16 protein-coding genes are annotated in these 16461 nt (G+C 39.1%); 9 read left to right on the top strand and 7 right to left on the bottom strand.

What is annotated here, in order from left to right; genetic code table 11:
* The first annotated feature begins 2 nt into the window (after positions 1–2).
* The 7 genes from BR30_RS0126250 to BR30_RS0126220 all read left to right on the top strand — a co-directional run bounded on the left by BR30_RS0126250 (position 3) and on the right by BR30_RS0126220 (position 7109).
* The gene (locus BR30_RS0126250) at positions 3–1535 is read left to right on the top strand and encodes an acyl-CoA carboxylase subunit beta (RefSeq protein ID WP_197032417.1); all 1533 of its coding nucleotides are present in this window, start codon (positions 3–5) and stop codon (positions 1533–1535) included.
* Positions 1536–1607: 72 nt separating this feature from the next.
* Entirely contained in the window at positions 1608–2297 is a 690-nt protein-coding gene (locus tag BR30_RS0126245) for a CoA transferase subunit A (RefSeq protein WP_442853004.1), read from the top strand.
* Between the two features lie 106 nt (positions 2298–2403).
* The gene (locus BR30_RS0126240) at positions 2404–3048 is read left to right on the top strand and encodes a 3-oxoacid CoA-transferase subunit B (RefSeq protein WP_026567616.1); all 645 of its coding nucleotides are present in this window, start codon (positions 2404–2406) and stop codon (positions 3046–3048) included.
* 146 nt (positions 3049–3194) lie between these two features.
* Positions 3195–3965: an electron transfer flavoprotein subunit beta/FixA family protein gene (locus BR30_RS0126235; RefSeq protein WP_026567615.1), complete on the top strand. Its 771-nt coding sequence runs from the start codon at positions 3195–3197 to the stop codon at positions 3963–3965.
* Between the two features lie 14 nt (positions 3966–3979).
* The gene (locus BR30_RS0126230; protein WP_026567614.1) at positions 3980–4954 is read left to right on the top strand and encodes an electron transfer flavoprotein subunit alpha/FixB family protein; all 975 of its coding nucleotides are present in this window, start codon (positions 3980–3982) and stop codon (positions 4952–4954) included.
* Between the two features lie 587 nt (positions 4955–5541).
* Positions 5542–5967, top strand: coding sequence for a hypothetical protein (locus BR30_RS38215; RefSeq protein WP_026567613.1), 426 nt, complete (start codon positions 5542–5544; stop codon positions 5965–5967).
* A 59-nt stretch (positions 5968–6026) separates the two neighbouring features.
* Entirely contained in the window at positions 6027–7109 is a 1083-nt protein-coding gene (locus tag BR30_RS0126220; protein ID WP_026567612.1) for a tetratricopeptide repeat-containing glycosyltransferase family 2 protein, read from the top strand.
* A 534-nt stretch (positions 7110–7643) separates the two neighbouring features.
* Here the strand turns inward: BR30_RS0126220 and BR30_RS34605 are convergent.
* Genes BR30_RS34605 through BR30_RS0126185 form a run of 7 tightly spaced genes read right to left on the bottom strand, consistent with a single transcriptional unit; the run spans position 7644 to position 13795 of the window.
* Positions 7644–8636, bottom strand: coding sequence for a glycosyltransferase family protein (locus BR30_RS34605; protein WP_051633788.1), 993 nt, complete (start codon positions 8634–8636; stop codon positions 7644–7646).
* 57 nt (positions 8637–8693) lie between these two features.
* On the bottom strand, positions 8694–9599 hold the full coding sequence (locus BR30_RS0126210) for an NAD-dependent epimerase/dehydratase family protein (protein WP_026567611.1): 906 nt from the start codon (positions 9597–9599) through the stop codon (positions 8694–8696).
* A gap of 12 nt (positions 9600–9611) precedes the next feature.
* Positions 9612–10175 carry a dTDP-4-dehydrorhamnose 3,5-epimerase family protein gene (locus BR30_RS0126205; protein ID WP_081825585.1) on the bottom strand — a complete coding sequence of 188 codons (564 nt, stop codon included), beginning with the start codon at positions 10173–10175 and terminating at the stop codon, positions 9612–9614.
* 31 nt (positions 10176–10206) lie between these two features.
* Positions 10207–10758, bottom strand: a complete 552-nt coding sequence (locus BR30_RS0126200; RefSeq protein ID WP_026567609.1) for a dTDP-4-dehydrorhamnose 3,5-epimerase family protein — start codon at positions 10756–10758, stop codon at positions 10207–10209.
* 13 nt (positions 10759–10771) lie between these two features.
* Positions 10772–11854 (bottom strand): CDP-glucose 4,6-dehydratase, encoded by a 1083-nt coding sequence (gene rfbG / locus BR30_RS0126195; protein ID WP_026567608.1) that lies wholly within the window; start codon positions 11852–11854, stop codon positions 10772–10774.
* A complete protein-coding gene (gene rfbF / locus BR30_RS0126190) occupies positions 11847–12632 on the bottom strand; it encodes a glucose-1-phosphate cytidylyltransferase (protein ID WP_026567607.1) in 786 nt (261 codons plus the stop codon). Before rfbF ends, rfbG begins: the two co-directional genes overlap by 8 nt.
* A 35-nt stretch (positions 12633–12667) precedes the next feature.
* On the bottom strand, positions 12668–13795 hold the full coding sequence (locus BR30_RS0126185) for a glycosyltransferase (protein WP_026567606.1): 1128 nt from the start codon (positions 13793–13795) through the stop codon (positions 12668–12670).
* 322 nt (positions 13796–14117) lie between these two features.
* Here BR30_RS0126185 and BR30_RS0126180 point away from each other — a divergent pair, with 322 nt between their 5' ends.
* Positions 14118–15491: a sugar phosphate nucleotidyltransferase gene (locus BR30_RS0126180; protein WP_026567605.1), complete on the top strand. Its 1374-nt coding sequence runs from the start codon at positions 14118–14120 to the stop codon at positions 15489–15491.
* Positions 15492–15881: 390 nt separating this feature from the next.
* Positions 15882–16298 (top strand): ATP-binding protein, encoded by a 417-nt coding sequence (locus BR30_RS0126175; RefSeq protein ID WP_269320650.1) that lies wholly within the window; start codon positions 15882–15884, stop codon positions 16296–16298.
* Positions 16299–16461: the final 163 nt, after the last annotated feature.

Here is a 16461-nt window from a genome sequence, read left to right as displayed (position 1 = left end):
ATATGAAACCTCTACAACAAACACTGCATGATAGAGTTGATCAGATTAAAAAGGGCGGAGCGGCTAAATATCATGAAAAAAACCAAGAACAGGGAAAAATGTTCGTCCGCGATCGTTTATCATTATTATTCGATCCTGGCTTTGAACTAGAGGATGCTCTATTTGCAAACTGCATGGCGGGGGATCTTCCTGCAGACGGTGTTGTGACAGGAATGGGCAAGATTAATGGCCAGCTTGTCTGTGTGATGGCCAACGATTCAACGATCAAAGCCGGTTCTTGGGGGGCTCGGACGGTTGAGAAAATCATTCGTATCCAAGAAACGGCTGAAAAACTTCGTGTGCCATTATTATACTTGGTGGATTCAGCTGGAGCGCGGATAACGGATCAGGTGGAAATGTTCCCGGGGCGTCGTGGTGCCGGAAGAATCTTTTACAATCAAGTAAAACTTTCAGGTAAAATTCCTCAAATCTGTATTCTGTTTGGACCATCTGCTGCTGGCGGAGCCTATATTCCTGCTTTTTGCGACATTGTCATTATGGTGGACAAAAATGCATCGATGTACCTGGGATCACCGAGAATGGCCGAAATGGTAATTGGTGAGAAAGTGACCTTGGAGGAAATGGGCGGCGCTCGCATGCACTGTTCTGTTTCAGGCTGCGGTGATGTTCTTGCGAAAAATGAAGAAGATGCCATTTCAATGGCTAGAAACTATCTTTCTTATTTTCCTTCAAATTTTTCAGAGAAACCGCCAGTCCGTGAGGCTGTGGCTCCTAAACAATTGAAGAAACCATTAGAAGAACTGATTCCAGCTAATCAGAATGCTCCATTTAATATGCAGGATTTAATTAATGGGATTATTGATGAAGGCTCCTTCTTTGAGATTAAAAAACTTTTTGCTGCAGAACTAATTACAGGACTTGCCCGTATGGATGGGAAACCGGTCGGAATCATTGCCAATCAGCCGCGAATGAAAGGCGGGGTATTATTCCATGATTCAGCAGATAAGGCGGCAAAATTTATTAATCTTTGTGATGCCTTCCATATTCCACTTTTGTTCCTAGTCGATGTCCCTGGATTTATGATCGGTACAAAGGTAGAGCGGGCAGGAATCATTCGTCATGGTGCGAAAATGATTTCAGCGATGTCTGAAGCAAGTGTTCCAAAAATCTCTGTTATCGTACGTAAAGCATACGGCGCTGGTCTTTATGCAATGTGTGGCCCTGCATTTGAACCGGATGCTTGTCTTGCCTTGCCTTCTGCACAAATTGCAGTTATGGGACCAGAAGCAGCAGTTAATGCAGTTTATGCTAATAAAATTGCTGCGCTGTCTGAAGAGGAGCGTCCCGCATTCATAGAACAAAAACGTGAGGAATATAAAGAGGACATTGATATTTACAGTTTAGCTTCCGAAATGGTGATTGACGGTATTATTCCAGCAAACTCATTACGCACGGAGCTTGTAAATCGTTTTGAGGCATATTCTTCAAAATATCTTATTTTCTCAGAACGAAAGCACTCTGTATATCCGGTCTAATTTTTATCAATCAATTTCGAATATAAAAGACGTAATCTTATTAAGGAGGCGGATCCTGTGAACAATGGAAAAATAGTGAACTCCTTCGTGGAAGCAATACAAGATATTTCAGATGGCGATACAATCATCGTCGGTGGTTTCGGATTGTGTGGAATTCCGGAAAAAGCAATTCTTGCCTTAAGAGATAAAGGAACGAAAGATTTAACAATCGTTAGTAATAACTGTGGCGTTGATGATTGGGGGCTTGGTCTGCTGCTTGCAAATAAGCAAATTAAGAAAATGGTTTCATCCTATGTCGGTGAAAATAAAATTTTTGAAAAGCAGTATTTAAGCGGTGAACTTGAGGTAGAACTAGTCCCTCAAGGAACGCTTGCTGAACGAATTCGTGCCGGTGGCGCCGGAATACCTGGTTTCTATACGGCTACTGGAGTGGGAACTCCGATTGCTGAAGGAAAAGAGCACAAGGAGTTTAACGGAAGAACTTATTTATTAGAAGAGGGAATTGTCGGCGATTTCGCTCTCGTGAAAGCCTGGAAGGCCGATCCGCTTGGAAACCTTGTTTTCAAAAAAACATCACGTAACTTTAATCCATTGGCTGCAATGGCAGGAAAAATTACGATTGCAGAAGTCGAGGAAATCGTTCCGGTAGGAGATTTAAATCCGGATGAAATCCATACGCCTGGAATCTTCGTTCAACGTGTTCTGCTCGGAACAAACTATGAAAAGCGGATTGAAAGACGTACAGTTGTACATGCCAAATAGTTGGTCAATAATTTCATCCTGTTGGACGAGCTTTTACCGTTTAATAGATAAAAATGAGTGACGGACGGTTTTTTATCAAAAGTATAAGAGACAAGGAGTGAGTAGATTGAAGGATGTGCGATTAGCCATAGTAAAACGTGCGGTTCAAGAAATTCAGGATGGAATGAACGTAAATTTAGGAATTGGTATTCCAACCCTTATTGCCAATGAAATTCCAATTGAATACAACGTCTTGCTTCAATCAGAAAATGGCTTATTGGGTATCGGTCCTTATCCGATTGAAGGTACAGAAGACCCCGATCTAATAAATGCGGGAAAAGAAACGGTAACTGCTGTACCTGGCGCTTCTTTTTTCAACAGTGCTGAATCATTTGCAATGATTCGCGGCGGTCATATCGACCTTGCTATCTTAGGGGGAATGGAAGTTTCTCAAACAGGAGATTTGGCTAATTGGATGATTCCAGGGAAGATGGTCAAAGGAATGGGCGGCGCCATGGACTTAGTAAACGGCGCAAAACGTGTCGTTGTCATTATGGAACATGTGAATAAGCTCGGAAAATCAAAGGTCAAAAAAGAGTGTACACTACCCCTTACTGGAAAAGAAGTGGTGCACCGTTTAATTACTGATTTAGCTGTATTTGATTTCACTCCGGAAGGAATGGTTCTCGTGGAAACTCAGGAGGGAGTATCGGTTGAGGAGGTTATTGAAAAAACGGAGGCTTCATTTAAAATTGCTGTAAAATTACCTTAAAAAAATAGTCTCCTTAAAGAAAAAGGTATATCACCTCATAAAACGAGGAAATTATACCTTCAGTTCTTTATTTATAGGGGATGTTTTATATGAAAGCGTTGTCATAAGGGGCTAATTGGATAGGAATAATTCGAGGAGGAAGAAGAATGAATATTTATGTTATCATGAAGCGCACTTTTGATACAGAAGAAAAGATTTCTATTAAAAACGGAAAAGTGTCTGAAAACGGTGCAGAATTCATTATTAATCCTTATGATGAATATGCAGTTGAAGAAGCGATTAAGTTGCGTGAAAAACATGGTGGAGAAGTAACCGTTGTTACGGTTGGCAACGAAGATACAGAAAAACAACTTCGAACTGCTCTGGCCATGGGTGCTGATAAAGCTGTACTTATTAACGATGAGGATGTCGAAGAGGGAGATCCATTCTCTACCGCAACGATATTAGCTACTTTCCTTAAAGAAAAAGATGCAGACATTATTTTAGCTGGAAATGTAACGGTAGATGGCAGTTCCGGACAAGTAGGTCCAAGACTTGCTGAGGAACTTGGAATTACTGTCGTTACAACCATAACAAAGCTAACCGTTGATGGTGATAAAGCAATGATCGAACGTGATGTCGAAGGGGATATCGAAATTGTTGAAGCCCAGCTTCCGCTGCTTGTGACTTGTCAACAAGGTTTAAATGAACCTCGCTATCCTTCTTTACCGGGAATCATGAAGGCTAAGAAGAAGCCTCTCGAAACATTAGATTTAGATGATTTAGAGTTAGATGAAGAAGATGTTGAAGCAAAATCTAAAACTATTGAGATTTTCTTGCCATCAGGTAAAGGGGCAGGGAAAATTCTTGATGGAGATCTGAAAAAGCAAGTACAAGAACTTATTTCTTTATTAAAAACAGAAGCAAAGGTAATTTAAGGAGGCGAAACAACATGGCGAAAAAAGTTTTGGTTTTTGGTGAGGTACGTGATGGTGAAATACGAAATGTATCCTTTGAAGCGATTGCTGCTGCAAAGCAAATTTCAGATGGTGGGGAAGTAGTCGGATTACTGCTTGGTAATGATGCGAACAACCTTGCAAATAATATGATTCAGTTTGGCGCAGACCGTGTAATAATCGCTCAACATCATGATTTAGAGACCTATACATCAGATGCTTATACTCAGGCCATTATGCAAGTCATTCAGTCAGAAAATCCTCAAGGCTTTATGTTAGGGCATACTTCTATCGGAAAAGACATTTCACCAAGAATTGCTGCAAAGTTAAAGTCAGGATTAATTTCTGACGCAATCAGTCTAGAAGTAATTGGAGATCAGGTTATATTTACTCGTCCAATCTATTCTGGAAAAGCTTTTGAAAAGAAAGTGATTACGGATGGATTGGTTTTTGCAACCATTCGTCCAAATAATATTCCAGTACTAGAAAAGGAAGAATCACGTTTTGGAGAAGTCACTTCAGTTAATGTTGAGATAAAAGATTTACGCACTATAATTAAAGATGTTGTTCGTAATGCAACAAGCGGGGTTGACCTTTCAGAAGCAAAAATTATTGTTTCTGGAGGAAGAGGCGTTAAAAGTAAAGACGGATTTAAGCCCTTGCAAGAGTTGGCAGAATTGTTAGGCGGCGCAGTTGGGGCATCTCGTGGTGCCTGTGATGCGGACTATTGTGATTACTCGCTTCAAATTGGTCAAACAGGTAAAGTGGTTACACCTGACCTTTATATTGCATGTGGAATATCAGGTGCTATTCAACACATAGCAGGTATGTCTAATGCGAAAGTGATTGTAGCTATTAATAAGGATCCAGAAGCAAATATTTTCAGCATCGCTGATTATGGAATAGTGGGAGACTTATTTGAAGTTGTACCATTATTAATAGAAGAGTTTAAGAGTGTAGCTGTTTACTAGCTTCAAAGAAGTCGATTGCCAGGTATTATAAGATACAAATGACCTCAACCCTGTCAAGGTGGTAAAGCGAATCAGACAATTACAGATATAGTTTGAAAACGTTGATTATATATGATTTATTTTTCTCCTTAAGTGATTTAAACAGATGTGGATGGTGGCAGGATGATGGATTTTGCCACCATCCTGCCACCATCCACCACCATTTTTCATGCTCACTTTCTGCCCTTTAGATTTAACATAACTTTAACAACTTAAGTATTTCCGTCACTTAATTGGAATAATTCAGCATACATTTCTCCTTTACTGACATCTCCCATATATTAAATAGCATTGACGTTTATTTAGTCCTTCCTTCTTCCATTATTTTTTAAAGATAAAAATCCTTGATTTTTTTAATGACCTTATTAGTTTAATATTTAAAAATTAATTGTATGAGGTAATGTCCCAATCATAAAAAAATTACACTATTTTCAAGACAGATTATTAGGAGAGACAGATACCTATTTTTTTTTTCTGGTATTTATCCCTAGAACTATTTTCTTTATAAATTAATAATATATATTAACCTACTTATTGGAGTGATAAATATGCCGCCCAAAGATCCTAAAGATCCTAAACACCCTAAAACCCCTAAACACCCTAAACACCCTAAACCCTTAAAGAATCTCATCAAAAATCTAAATGTATATGGAATTGGAAAATTGCTTCCTTTTTCTGAATGGTTTAAAAGACAAAGAGCAAATAATGTAACTGGAGAAACTGGTTCAACCGCTGTAACTGGAGAAACTGGTTCAACCGGAGTAATTGGAGAAACTGGTTTAACCGGACTAACTGGGATTACTGGGGTAACTGGGGTAACCGGACAAAATGGAGGAACTGAAGTAACTGGGACAACAAATAAAACAGACACGACTAGGTTATCAGAATCAGACTTAGATGTTTCTCAAAGTGATCAAGAATTAATTAACTGGGTAAAAGATTTGTACAAACATTACATTGATCCAAAAAGTTAATACTTCCAAACCTTGTCTGCACTTTAGCAGGATGCTGGTATTTTTATACGGAGGATAAGATGATTTCACTTAGTTTGTGTATGATTGTTAAAAATGAAGAAAATACCCTTGAGCGATGTTTGGCATCCGTAAAAGATGTTGTTGACGAAATTATTATTGTAGATACAGGATCCACTGACCGGACTCTAGAAATTGCCCAAAGGTATACAAGTAATATCCACCATTTTCAATGGGTTGATGATTTTTCTGCCGCCCGGAATTTTGCATTTCAACAAGCGAATGAAGATTATATTTTAACAATGGATGCAGACGACATATTTTGTTATGAGGATAGAGATAAATTATTTCAATTTAAAAAAACTCTCCCATCATCCATAGATGGAGTTACAATGAAATACCTCGCTGCATTTGATGAATCGGGTAATGTTATGGTAAGTCTAAGACAGGTGAGGCTTGTAAAACGCGAAAAACAATTTAAATGGCATGGGGCAGTCCATGAATACCTTGATGTATGCGGAAATATTATTCACAGTGACATATCGGTTACCCATAAAAGAATGCATCATAATCTTGAAAGAAACTTACTTATTTATGAAGGTCGATTAAAAAAGGGGATTCCCTTTACTCCACGGGATTTATTTTACTATGCAAATGAACTGTTTGATCATGAACACTATAAAAAAGCAATTCATATCTATTTGGAATTTTTAAACACTAAAAATCATTGGATTGAAGATGAAAGAACGGCTTATGGTAAAATCGCCGATTGTTATGGAAAGCTGACTGATATTGAGAATGCGATTCGATACGCTTTAAAATCGTTTCAATTTGGACCTCCACGCCCTGAATACTGTTGTCGCATCGGATTTTTCTTTCTACAAAATGGCGATCCAAAAGCTGCACTCCACTGGTTCCAATTTGCCACAATTCTCCCCGAAGTAGACAACGGCGGGATTATTCACCACGGCTGTTCAACATGGATTCCACACTTACAGCTATGTATTTGTTATTCTAGATTAGAAGAAATCAATGAAGCCTACAAACATATAGTTTTTGCTCACTCCTTTTATCCAAACCATGAATTAATTGTAAAAAATAAATCCGTACTGGAATCTCTTTTAAAAGAAAACTCCTCTAGTTAATTCCGAGGAGTTTTCTCTCCTTACTTTTATAATATAAACCTGATTTATTGGAATTTACCTTTTCATTAAAAATATTTTAATAATCACTATCCATATTTGAAATTATCCTAGTCTATTTCTATCAAAACAAACCCTACTCGTAATTTAGGCTTTGATGGAGCAAATAGGCAGAATGATTCAATAGAGTTAATTTGGAATGATTATAGATTAATGGATGCTGCTCTTGAGGGGTCACAACCCAGACGGAAGACAATATCCTAAGAATTAGAGTTTATTTCCAAATACATTAGGAGTTTATATTAACTGTTTATACTTATATTATTCCTAAGTTGTCCTACTTAACTATTTTAAACACTACTTTATTAAAGCTACCACCAAACTCCTTATTTAGTAGGGTCTTTGCACTTACTCAGATTGGACTTTCATCAATTAGCAATTAACGGCATGCTTGGCACGCACAAAACAATGACCATCTCTTAATGAGATGGTCATTTATATGATCAGATAGATAAATTGTAAAAAAAACTCATTTGCTTATTTATCCAGGAATGTTGAATTTGACTGTTTAAAGGGATTAATGTACTTGTTCTGCAGCTTTGTGCTGCTTCCGTATTTATTGCGTGCCTTGCTTTTAATTTTCTCGCCATTTACAAAATAGTCATAACTCCATGGTTCATTCGATACTACATCACGCCCGGCTTGCTGCACTTCTTCCAGATAAGTATCTTTTATTTGATAAGCAGGGTGCGTTTTATCTGGTAGATACCATTTCAAGACAGAGTCCAATCGATTGTTGTCAAGACCGGAAAAATGGAAGAACCTTAAAGGCTGTCCGTTTACAGTAAAGTTTCTATTGGAATCATATGCGAATCTTCTTTGTGGTAAATTCCAGCAGGCAACATTATAACCAGGGTGTTTAAACAAGTGAACATCAAAAAGGCAGAGTGATAGGTCCACCCATTTTTGATCCACAAACATGCCTTCATAGGTTTTTTCATAACAATATTTTTTAGTTCGATACGCCCACCAGCGAAGAAAGCGCTCTGCTTCGTCCGATCTTCTGATCGCAAGAAAGCCGGTATTGCAAATACCATAAATAAGAGTGGTTAGTTCATTGTCTATGATGCCGTCGTCTTCCGTAATATGAGGGGTTATAAGGATAGGGTATTTGTCTAGTGCACGCATTGCCTCATCAAACGGTCCAAAGATTTTTATATCTGAATCGAGAAAGATGAATTTTTCCTCTTCAGGAAATTGATCAAATAAATGAAGAAAAAGCTTTGCTTTCACAGAAGTCACTGCCTCGAGGGCCTTATATTTAAAAATTTGTTTATAAAAGTGTGTGAATCCTATATTTTTTGCTAAAATCACACGATCGAAATACGGGCAGCTGCTTGCCAAAGGGTGAATGTTTTCTTCCACTAAACAGACCACCACTTTTGAATTCGACATGTGTGCTTTAACGGATTTTGCCATTACAATCGCTTCGGGCAAGTACCGTGTGGTTGTGACATTACATATTATCATGTAATCCCTCCTTTGTTTGTAAAAAGTTGCTTTCGCAGTCGCTACCATTCGTGCCAATCATTCCTCATGGGAATCTGTAAGTACCTTGCAAAATTCAGCAACAAACGGTTCAATCTTGTCGCCGGGTTGATAGATATCTTTCAGATAGAGGCTGCTATAGGTGAATTCATCATGAAGCGATGGACCATCAGGGATGACAAGCTCAACTGATTTTTTTAGCTGTTTCTTTGTTACCCTTTGAATTAGTTTTGCAAAAGATCGAATGCTCATGGTATCCGGACCGGGAATATGGAGTAAAGGTACTTCGTGGCATTTAGAATAGCCGTGTTCGATTACCTTACAAATATCCAGTACGGATATAAAATTCCTTGATTGGTAACCAGGCGAACGCAAAACGATTTTTCCGGTGGTAACCGCCTCTTTGCAAAATGCCAACGGAACTAACGTCCAACGCTTGCAATGAGCGAGATCAGCGGGTATGCCAAAGAAATTGCTTGGCCGGATGACTAAACCATTAATTTTATTTAAACGGGTGTACATCCGAACATAATCTTCCGCTTGCAAATGGCTTAATCCGTAATCGTTCATCGGGCAGGGGGACGATTGTTCATTGATAGTTCCTTCAGGTGTTCCAAAAACATGAAAGGTGGATAAGTAAACGAAATTTTTAATGCCGTTTTTCACGCAGAAGTCCAGTGCGGCCTTTGTTCCAGCCACGTTTTGGAATATACTTTGATATGGATTCGATTGACAAGCTACCTCATGGGCTGCTGCTGCATGAATAAATAGGTCAACTTGTTTGTTGATCAAAAGGTTTGCAAAATCTCCCGGACGATCGAGATCCAAGTGCAAATGTGCATCCGTTTGACGACTCGCTGTTACTATATCCCAGTTTTTAGATTGAAAATATTGGCAGGCAATACTACCAAAATAACCATTGCTTCCGGAGATGATCGCTCGCATGTTGGTTGCACCTCAATTATGATCGATTGTGTCGCTAAAACGAAACGGACTTGAGAAATGGTCAAATAACGGTAACTGCTGATCTCTTTTTGAAATTATAGGGTTTGGATCTGACCATGGAATCGTAAGGGATTTCCAATGTATTCCGGCATCATGTTGAGGAGAGTGCACACGTGTTGACATATAAACCATAATTGCCGGGCCGGTTTCTACATAAAACCCATGAGCTACTCCTGACGGAATGTATATAATCCCGGGTTTTTCAGAGTCCAACTGAAATATTTCATATTTACCGTAGGTAGGGGATCCGGTTCTAAGATCCACCACAACATCCATCACTTTACCCTGGAGGCAATAAATTAATTTGATATTGTCCCATGGCGGAACTTGAAAATGTAAGCCCCGTAAAACACGCTGGTTCGATATTGAATAGTAACTTTCAACGAAGTTCGTTTCTAAACCGTTTTGTGCAAATTCCTGCTGATGGAAAGTCTTGATGAAACTGCCACGGTTGTCCGTGAAATGCAATGGAATTAACTGATAACAGCCAGGAATGCTTGTTTTCTGTACCTGCATCAAAACACCTCATCTTCATAAGATACATTTATTAAGGTTGGCGGGAGGTAAAAGGGCTTACGAGATCTGACAGTGCTGGCAGTTCACGATCCTTTTTCGAGAGAATGGGATTGTCATCCGGCCACGGGATGGAAAGAGAATTCCAGCGAATCCCGCTGTCGTGAGCAGGGGAGAAAACGGTGGTCATATGGCAAAGAACGATGGCTTGTTCACTTAATACATAAAAACCATGGGCTAAACCGTGTGGAATGTAGACCATATTGGCTTTATCGGATTCCAGTATGAAGGTACTATATTGGCCGTAAGTAGGGGACCCTTTCCTCACATCAACTACGACGTCCATAACCGTCCCCGATACACAGCAAACTAATTTTGTGTGTTCTTTGGGCGGTAGCTGAAAATGCAATCCTCTCAATACTCTTTTGGAAGAAATCGAGTAATATTGTTCTTTAAAGTTGTATTCAAGTTGATGTGCTTTAAAAAAAGAGGGAATCACTGTTTTGATGAAACTACCTTGCTCATCTTTAGTGTATGCCGGAATGATTTCATAACAACCCTCGATGCATGTTTTCTCAATACGCATGGAGTCTCCCCCCTTATATTAACTCAGAGAATTCTTCTATTTGCTTAAAACAAACTTCTCTGATGTCGTTTTTTTCATGGTACGCTCGTACCCAATCCATTACTTTTTCAATCGCTTGATCAATGGTCCATTTCGGGTGCCATCCTAATTTTTCCTTTGCTTTCGAATAATCCAGTTTCAAGTAACGAGCTTCGTGGGGATGATTCCTGCTGGCTACTTCGTAATAAGCTTGATATCCCCATTTTTCGCAAATTCGCTTCACGATCCATTCAACAGGTTTCGCATCGTCGTCCCTCGGACCAAAATTCCATGATTCCGCATATGCAGGTCCTTTGAGGTAAAGTCTTTCAGCCAATAGCAGGTAACCATGGAGCGGTTCCAAGACATGCTGCCAAGGGCGGATAGACTTTGGATTGCGAATCACGATCTTTTTTCCATTTAAAAGCGCCTGTGTACAATCAGGGATCAATCGCCCCGCCGCCCAGTCACCACCGCCTATTACATTGCCAGCTCTAGCAGTAGCTATACCTACTCCATGTTGGTGATAAGTGTTCGGGTTGAAAAAAGCCTTTCGGTAGGAATCTGTAATCAGTTCGCTGCACGCCTTGCTATTGGAATATGGATCGTAACCGCCGAGCCGATCATTTTCCCTGTAGCCCCAATGCCATTCCTTATTCTCGTAACATTTGTCCGTCGTTACGTTAACCAGTGCTTTGATCCTTTTTCCGTTGTTGACGGCCTTTCTGACTGCCTCCAGAAGATAGATCGTTCCCATCACGTTGATTTCATAGGTTTCCTTAGGATCTTCATAGGAATGCCCCACAAGCGGCTGAGCAGCCATATGAAAGATAATATCGGGTTCAGTTTGTAAAATAGTTTCATACAATTGATCAAAATTGCGAATATCGCCATGCACGGAATGAACTAAGTTTTCAATCGAGCATAAATGATACAAATTAGGTTCCGTTGGCGGATTTAAAGCGAAACCGGTAACTTTTGCACCCAGCTGATGCAACCATAAGCATAACCAAGAGCCTTTGAAGCCCGTATGTCCTGTGATAAGCACTTTTTTATTGCACCAGAAACTTTTATTCACTTTGATCGATCACCTTTCTCCAAGGCGCTTGATTGGAATTCCATAATTCAGATAAATGATTCTTATCCCGAAGAGTATCCATGGGTTGCCAAAAGCCAGAATGCTTGTACGCCACAAGCTGCCCATTCTCGGATAGGGTTTCAAGCGGTTCTTTCTCCAATACCACATCGTCACCGGCTAAATAATCAAAAAATTCTGGCTGCATCACGAAAAAACCTCCATTAACCCATTGCCCGTCACCTTTCGGTTTTTCCACAAATTCCGAGACCGAACCATCCTCCGAGATATTTAAATTGCCAAAACGGCCAGCTGGCTGAACGGCGGTTACCGTTGCTATTTTTTCATGGGTGCGATGAGTGTCCACTAATTGCTGGATATTAATATCAGAGAGACCGTCCCCGTATGTCACCATAAATGGATTATTTCCGATATATTTCTGTATCCTCTTGATCCTGCCGCCTGTCATCGTATGGAGGCCGGTATCTACAAGCGTAACATTCCAAGGCTCTACGTTTTGCTGATGAATCGATATTTTTTGTTCTTGAAGATGAAACGTAACATCCGCATGGGACAAAAAATAATCGGAGAAGTATTTCTTGATTTGATCCCCTTTATATCCCAAACAGATGATAAAATCATGAAAACCATAGGATGAATATAGGTTCATGATATGCCATAATATTGGTTTATCACCAATTTCAATCATTGGCTTTGGTTTTAGTATGGTTTCTTCGCTTATCCTTGTGCCGAAGCCCCCAGCCAATATGACAACCTTCATAAAAAACCTCCTAGCTGGGCATAAGAGACGCTATTCTAGGTTTCTCTAATCCCTTGCATGATTTTGATTAAATCTTGTTTAAACTTTTGCAGTTGAAACTCATTTTTGATATATTGCAAGCCATTTTCTCTTAGTCCCATCCACGTTTTCTCATCGGTATAACATTGAATAACTTTTTGGGCAAAATCCTCCGGATCTGCACCAATCAACAAAGTATTTTCATTTAGTTCAAGCTGATCGGCTATTAAGGGAGTCACCACGCTAGGCAGGCCATGGGCAAGACTTCCAATCAATTTCAGGGGGATTCCCGATGCGTATCTTGTTGGAACAACAAATACTTTAGAGCGGTTGTATACATCCCACAGGTCTTCCATTTTCCCGCCAACTACGATATTGTCGGAAGCCAATTTCTTGATCGAATGAATATTATCTGAACCAGTCCCCACAATCCATAACTTTGCGCCAAGTGCTTCATAAACTTTAGGATAAATCTCGTTTACAAAATAGAGGATTGAATCTTCATTTGGTGATGGTGAATCAAGAAACGCCCCAACAAAAAGAATATCCTCTCGCTCTTTAAAGGGACTTGAAGTTGGATTGGTATCCATCGAAAAACTGAGCGTTTTTACGGGCTTAATCCCAAAATTTTTGATCGTTTTTCTTTCCCGATCGGATACAGCCACAACCATATCGGCTTTGCTCATTAGATCCAGTTCCCATTGAATGATGGATTTTATCTTATCCTCGCTTAGGTTTTTTCCATACAATTTCCTCCGAAGGATTTCCCGGGCCGGAGAAAAGGTTTCTGAATCATAGATCACTTTTTGTGAAGGATTGACTTTCCTTATCATATCAATGGTTTGACTCATATTGAGGGGACGGCTGATCCAAATCACATCATAACGATCCTTTTTTTTGAGAAAAAATTGCTTTAAGTTGTTCCTGTCAGAAGTTTTAATTTTTATTCCCTTCTGTTGTAAAAGATCAGTATGTGGTTGTATTTTCTTGGGATTTTGCAAGGGTAATAGAGATACCTCACAACCCATGTCGACAAGGCAATCCAAGACAAGATTGCTTCTAGGATAACCCCATCCTAATTCAGGTGCCGGAATACAATCATCTATGACCAACACCCTTATATTTTCAAGTGAATTAAATCCCATGTAAAGAATTCCTCCTAACAATTAATTGATCGACGAACCTTTACTGGAAGAGGACAATGTTTGTTTTCTCACGGAAGTGCCCGCAGTGTTAGGTTCATGCTTGTATATAGTATGACAAAACCTGTAGAGAGGATATAATCTAAAAACCTATAAAATAAAATTGTGCTTTGGGTATACAGAAGTTTTTTTAATAGAAATAGATACCCATCCATGCGTTATCTTTATGATCTGCATATGAATATTTAAGGGATGGACATGCACATCGAGTAATTATCTTGAACATCTTTGTAAAACTACTAATGTAAAGGATGATTCTTAATAGATGAAGATTATTGTATTATCAGGGGGATCGGGAAAAAGATTATGGCCGTTATCAAATGATTCAAGATCCAAACAGTTCCTGAAGATACTTCGCAACCCTAAAAATGAGCTGCAATCTATGGCCCAAAGGATGTGGACACAATTAAAGTCTGTTAAATTAGCGGATTTGTGTTTTATTGCAGCCAGCAGAGCACAAGTGGATATTATTCAAAATCAATTAGGCCCCAATATTCCCTTAATTACCGAACCCAGCCGCCGCGATACATTTCCTGCCATTGCTTTAGCCTGCAGTTATTTGTATTCCAAAGTAAAGGTCGATTTAGAAGAAGTAATCTGTGTGATACCTGTGGATCAATTCGTGGAAGAGGAGTTCTTCCACCGCATTAAAGAACTTGAGTCAATAATCAATGAAACTGGCACGGACTTAGCCTTACTGGGTGTACGCCCGACACAACCGGATGAAAGATTCGGATATATCATACCGAAAAATCAAGGGAGGGCAGAAGTAAACTATCTGCATGTAGATCGTTTTATAGAAAAGCCCAATCTGAAACTGGCGGAAGAATTGATCGAACAAAATGCCTTGTGGAACTGTGGAGTGTTTGCTTTTAAGCTAAAGCATATGATTTCTGTCATCTCGAATGAAAAATGGCCGTTAGAGTACCATAAAATGATTGACATATTCGAGAAATTACCAAAGACCAGCTTTGATTATAAAGTAGTTGAGAAAACAGGGAGTTTGATCGTTGTTCCTTATACCGGCAAATGGAAGGATTTAGGCACTTGGAACTCATTAACGGAACAGCTCGATACAAACGTTTTAGGAAAGGGATTCATTAGTCAAGACTCAAAAAACACTCATTTAATAAATGAATTGAATCTTCCAATTACGATTTTAGGCCTATCAAATGTAGTGGTGGCCGCAAGCCCTGATGGTATCCTTGTGTCCGAGAAACAAGCAAGTCCAAGAATCAAACAATTCACAGAAAACAACAATGAAAGACCCATGTATGAAGAAAGGCGTTGGGGCTGGTACAAGGTATTGGATTACACTTCTTATGAAAAGGAAGATAGCGTACTTACCAAAAAAATTAGGATCCATTCAGGTAAAAATTTAAGTTATCAAACCCACAAAAAGAGAAGTGAAGTATGGACGATTATTTCAGGAGTAGGAGAATTCGCCTTGGATGGAGATATTATCCAAATAAAAGCCGGTGATGTTTTAAAGATACCGATGGGCGCGAAGCATGCCATTAAGGCCATTACTGATGTTGAATTAATTGAGGTTCAAAGAGGAAGAGAGCTCATTGAGGAAGACATTGATCGGCTTCTGTTAAGTTGGGAGGAGATAGAGAAACATTGTCGAAGAGTATAGCTGCTATCTTTTTACGCAAAGGTTAAGTTGGAATAAAATGAATGGCTAGAACACGCCTTTATTAAAATCCCAAGAAGTATAACTAACGTTCAGTTTGCGCAACAAGAAAAAGGGATCGCTGCATTTGTCAACATCCCCAACGAAGCGTTCCCCTTTTAAATTCAGATAGGTATGGGTTTGATGGACGATATTGTGATCTTTAACTTTATATGATCATACCAAAATATTTTATTGTATATTCTTTACAGTTAATTTGTCCCTTTCAAAACAACATTCTTTCGCATTACATGAAGTACAAGCACTTCATACTAATTTACTGGGGTTTTATTGGCGATATGTAGCATGCAGGTGCAAATTTTTTGGGGAGAGATGTAAGTGAAACTGGGGATTATGTGCGGGATGCCACTAAGCGGAAAATCAACATACGCTAAATTGTTTCAGAAGCAAGGATGGGTACGTGTATCTCTTGATGATATCAGGCTTGCTTTACATGGGCAAAATTATAAAGTAGAGGCTGAACCAGTCGTTTGGGGAACCGCTGAACTTATGGTCAGGTCATTACTTAAAAGTGGTCATAAAGTGATTGTTGATACGACAAACAGAACCAAAGAACGTCGTAAAAGATGGATACAGGTCGCTAAAGAATTTGGGCTTACTTTGGAAATTTACTATGTTGACACTGACTATGAAACTTGTAAAGAACGTAACAAAGCGCAAAATCGGCTATCTAAAAATTATCTAAAGCAAATATACAAAGAATTCGAGAAACCGACTTCTGATGAAGGAACCATTATTATGGTACGTTAGCCATAAAACTATCCAAGATGTGGATAGAATCAATAAATGGACCATACATTTTTATCAAAACGGTACCATTAAAATCATGTCCCTTATTACGATTAATGGATTTCAATTAAAGAAAGTATGAAATTAAGTTTTTACTAAAAAAAGCAACGCGTTACAAGGGGGA

It is taken from the genome of Bacillus sp. UNC41MFS5 (assembly GCF_000686805.1).
The sequence above is the reverse complement of the archived record's forward strand: the minus strand, read 5'-3'. Positions and strand labels throughout refer to the sequence as shown.

Excerpts from the sequence above, each read along its gene's own strand:
- BR30_RS0126220 (WP_026567612.1), top strand. The coding sequence starts at position 6,027 with ATGATTTCACTTAGTTTGTGTATGATTGTTAAAAATGAAGAAAATACC.
- BR30_RS0126200 (WP_026567609.1), bottom strand. The coding sequence starts at position 10,758 with ATGCGTATTGAGAAAACATGCATCGAGGGTTGTTATGAAATCATTCCG.
- BR30_RS0126185 (WP_026567606.1), bottom strand. The coding sequence starts at position 13,795 with ATGGGATTTAATTCACTTGAAAATATAAGGGTGTTGGTCATAGATGAT.
- BR30_RS0126230 (WP_026567614.1), top strand. The coding sequence starts at position 3,980 with ATGGCGAAAAAAGTTTTGGTTTTTGGTGAGGTACGTGATGGTGAAATA.
- BR30_RS0126250 (WP_197032417.1), top strand. The coding sequence starts at position 3 with ATGAAACCTCTACAACAAACACTGCATGATAGAGTTGATCAGATTAAA.
- BR30_RS0126175 (WP_269320650.1), top strand. The coding sequence starts at position 15,882 with ATGTGCGGGATGCCACTAAGCGGAAAATCAACATACGCTAAATTGTTT.
- rfbF (WP_026567607.1), bottom strand. The coding sequence starts at position 12,632 with ATGAAGGTTGTCATATTGGCTGGGGGCTTCGGCACAAGGATAAGCGAA.
- BR30_RS38215 (WP_026567613.1), top strand. The coding sequence starts at position 5,542 with ATGCCGCCCAAAGATCCTAAAGATCCTAAACACCCTAAAACCCCTAAA.
- BR30_RS0126210 (WP_026567611.1), bottom strand. The coding sequence starts at position 9,599 with ATGCGAGCGATCATCTCCGGAAGCAATGGTTATTTTGGTAGTATTGCC.
- BR30_RS0126205 (WP_081825585.1), bottom strand. The coding sequence starts at position 10,175 with ATGCAGGTACAGAAAACAAGCATTCCTGGCTGTTATCAGTTAATTCCA.
- BR30_RS0126180 (WP_026567605.1), top strand. The coding sequence starts at position 14,118 with ATGAAGATTATTGTATTATCAGGGGGATCGGGAAAAAGATTATGGCCG.
- BR30_RS0126235 (WP_026567615.1), top strand. The coding sequence starts at position 3,195 with ATGAATATTTATGTTATCATGAAGCGCACTTTTGATACAGAAGAAAAG.
- BR30_RS34605 (WP_051633788.1), bottom strand. The coding sequence starts at position 8,636 with ATGATAATATGTAATGTCACAACCACACGGTACTTGCCCGAAGCGATT.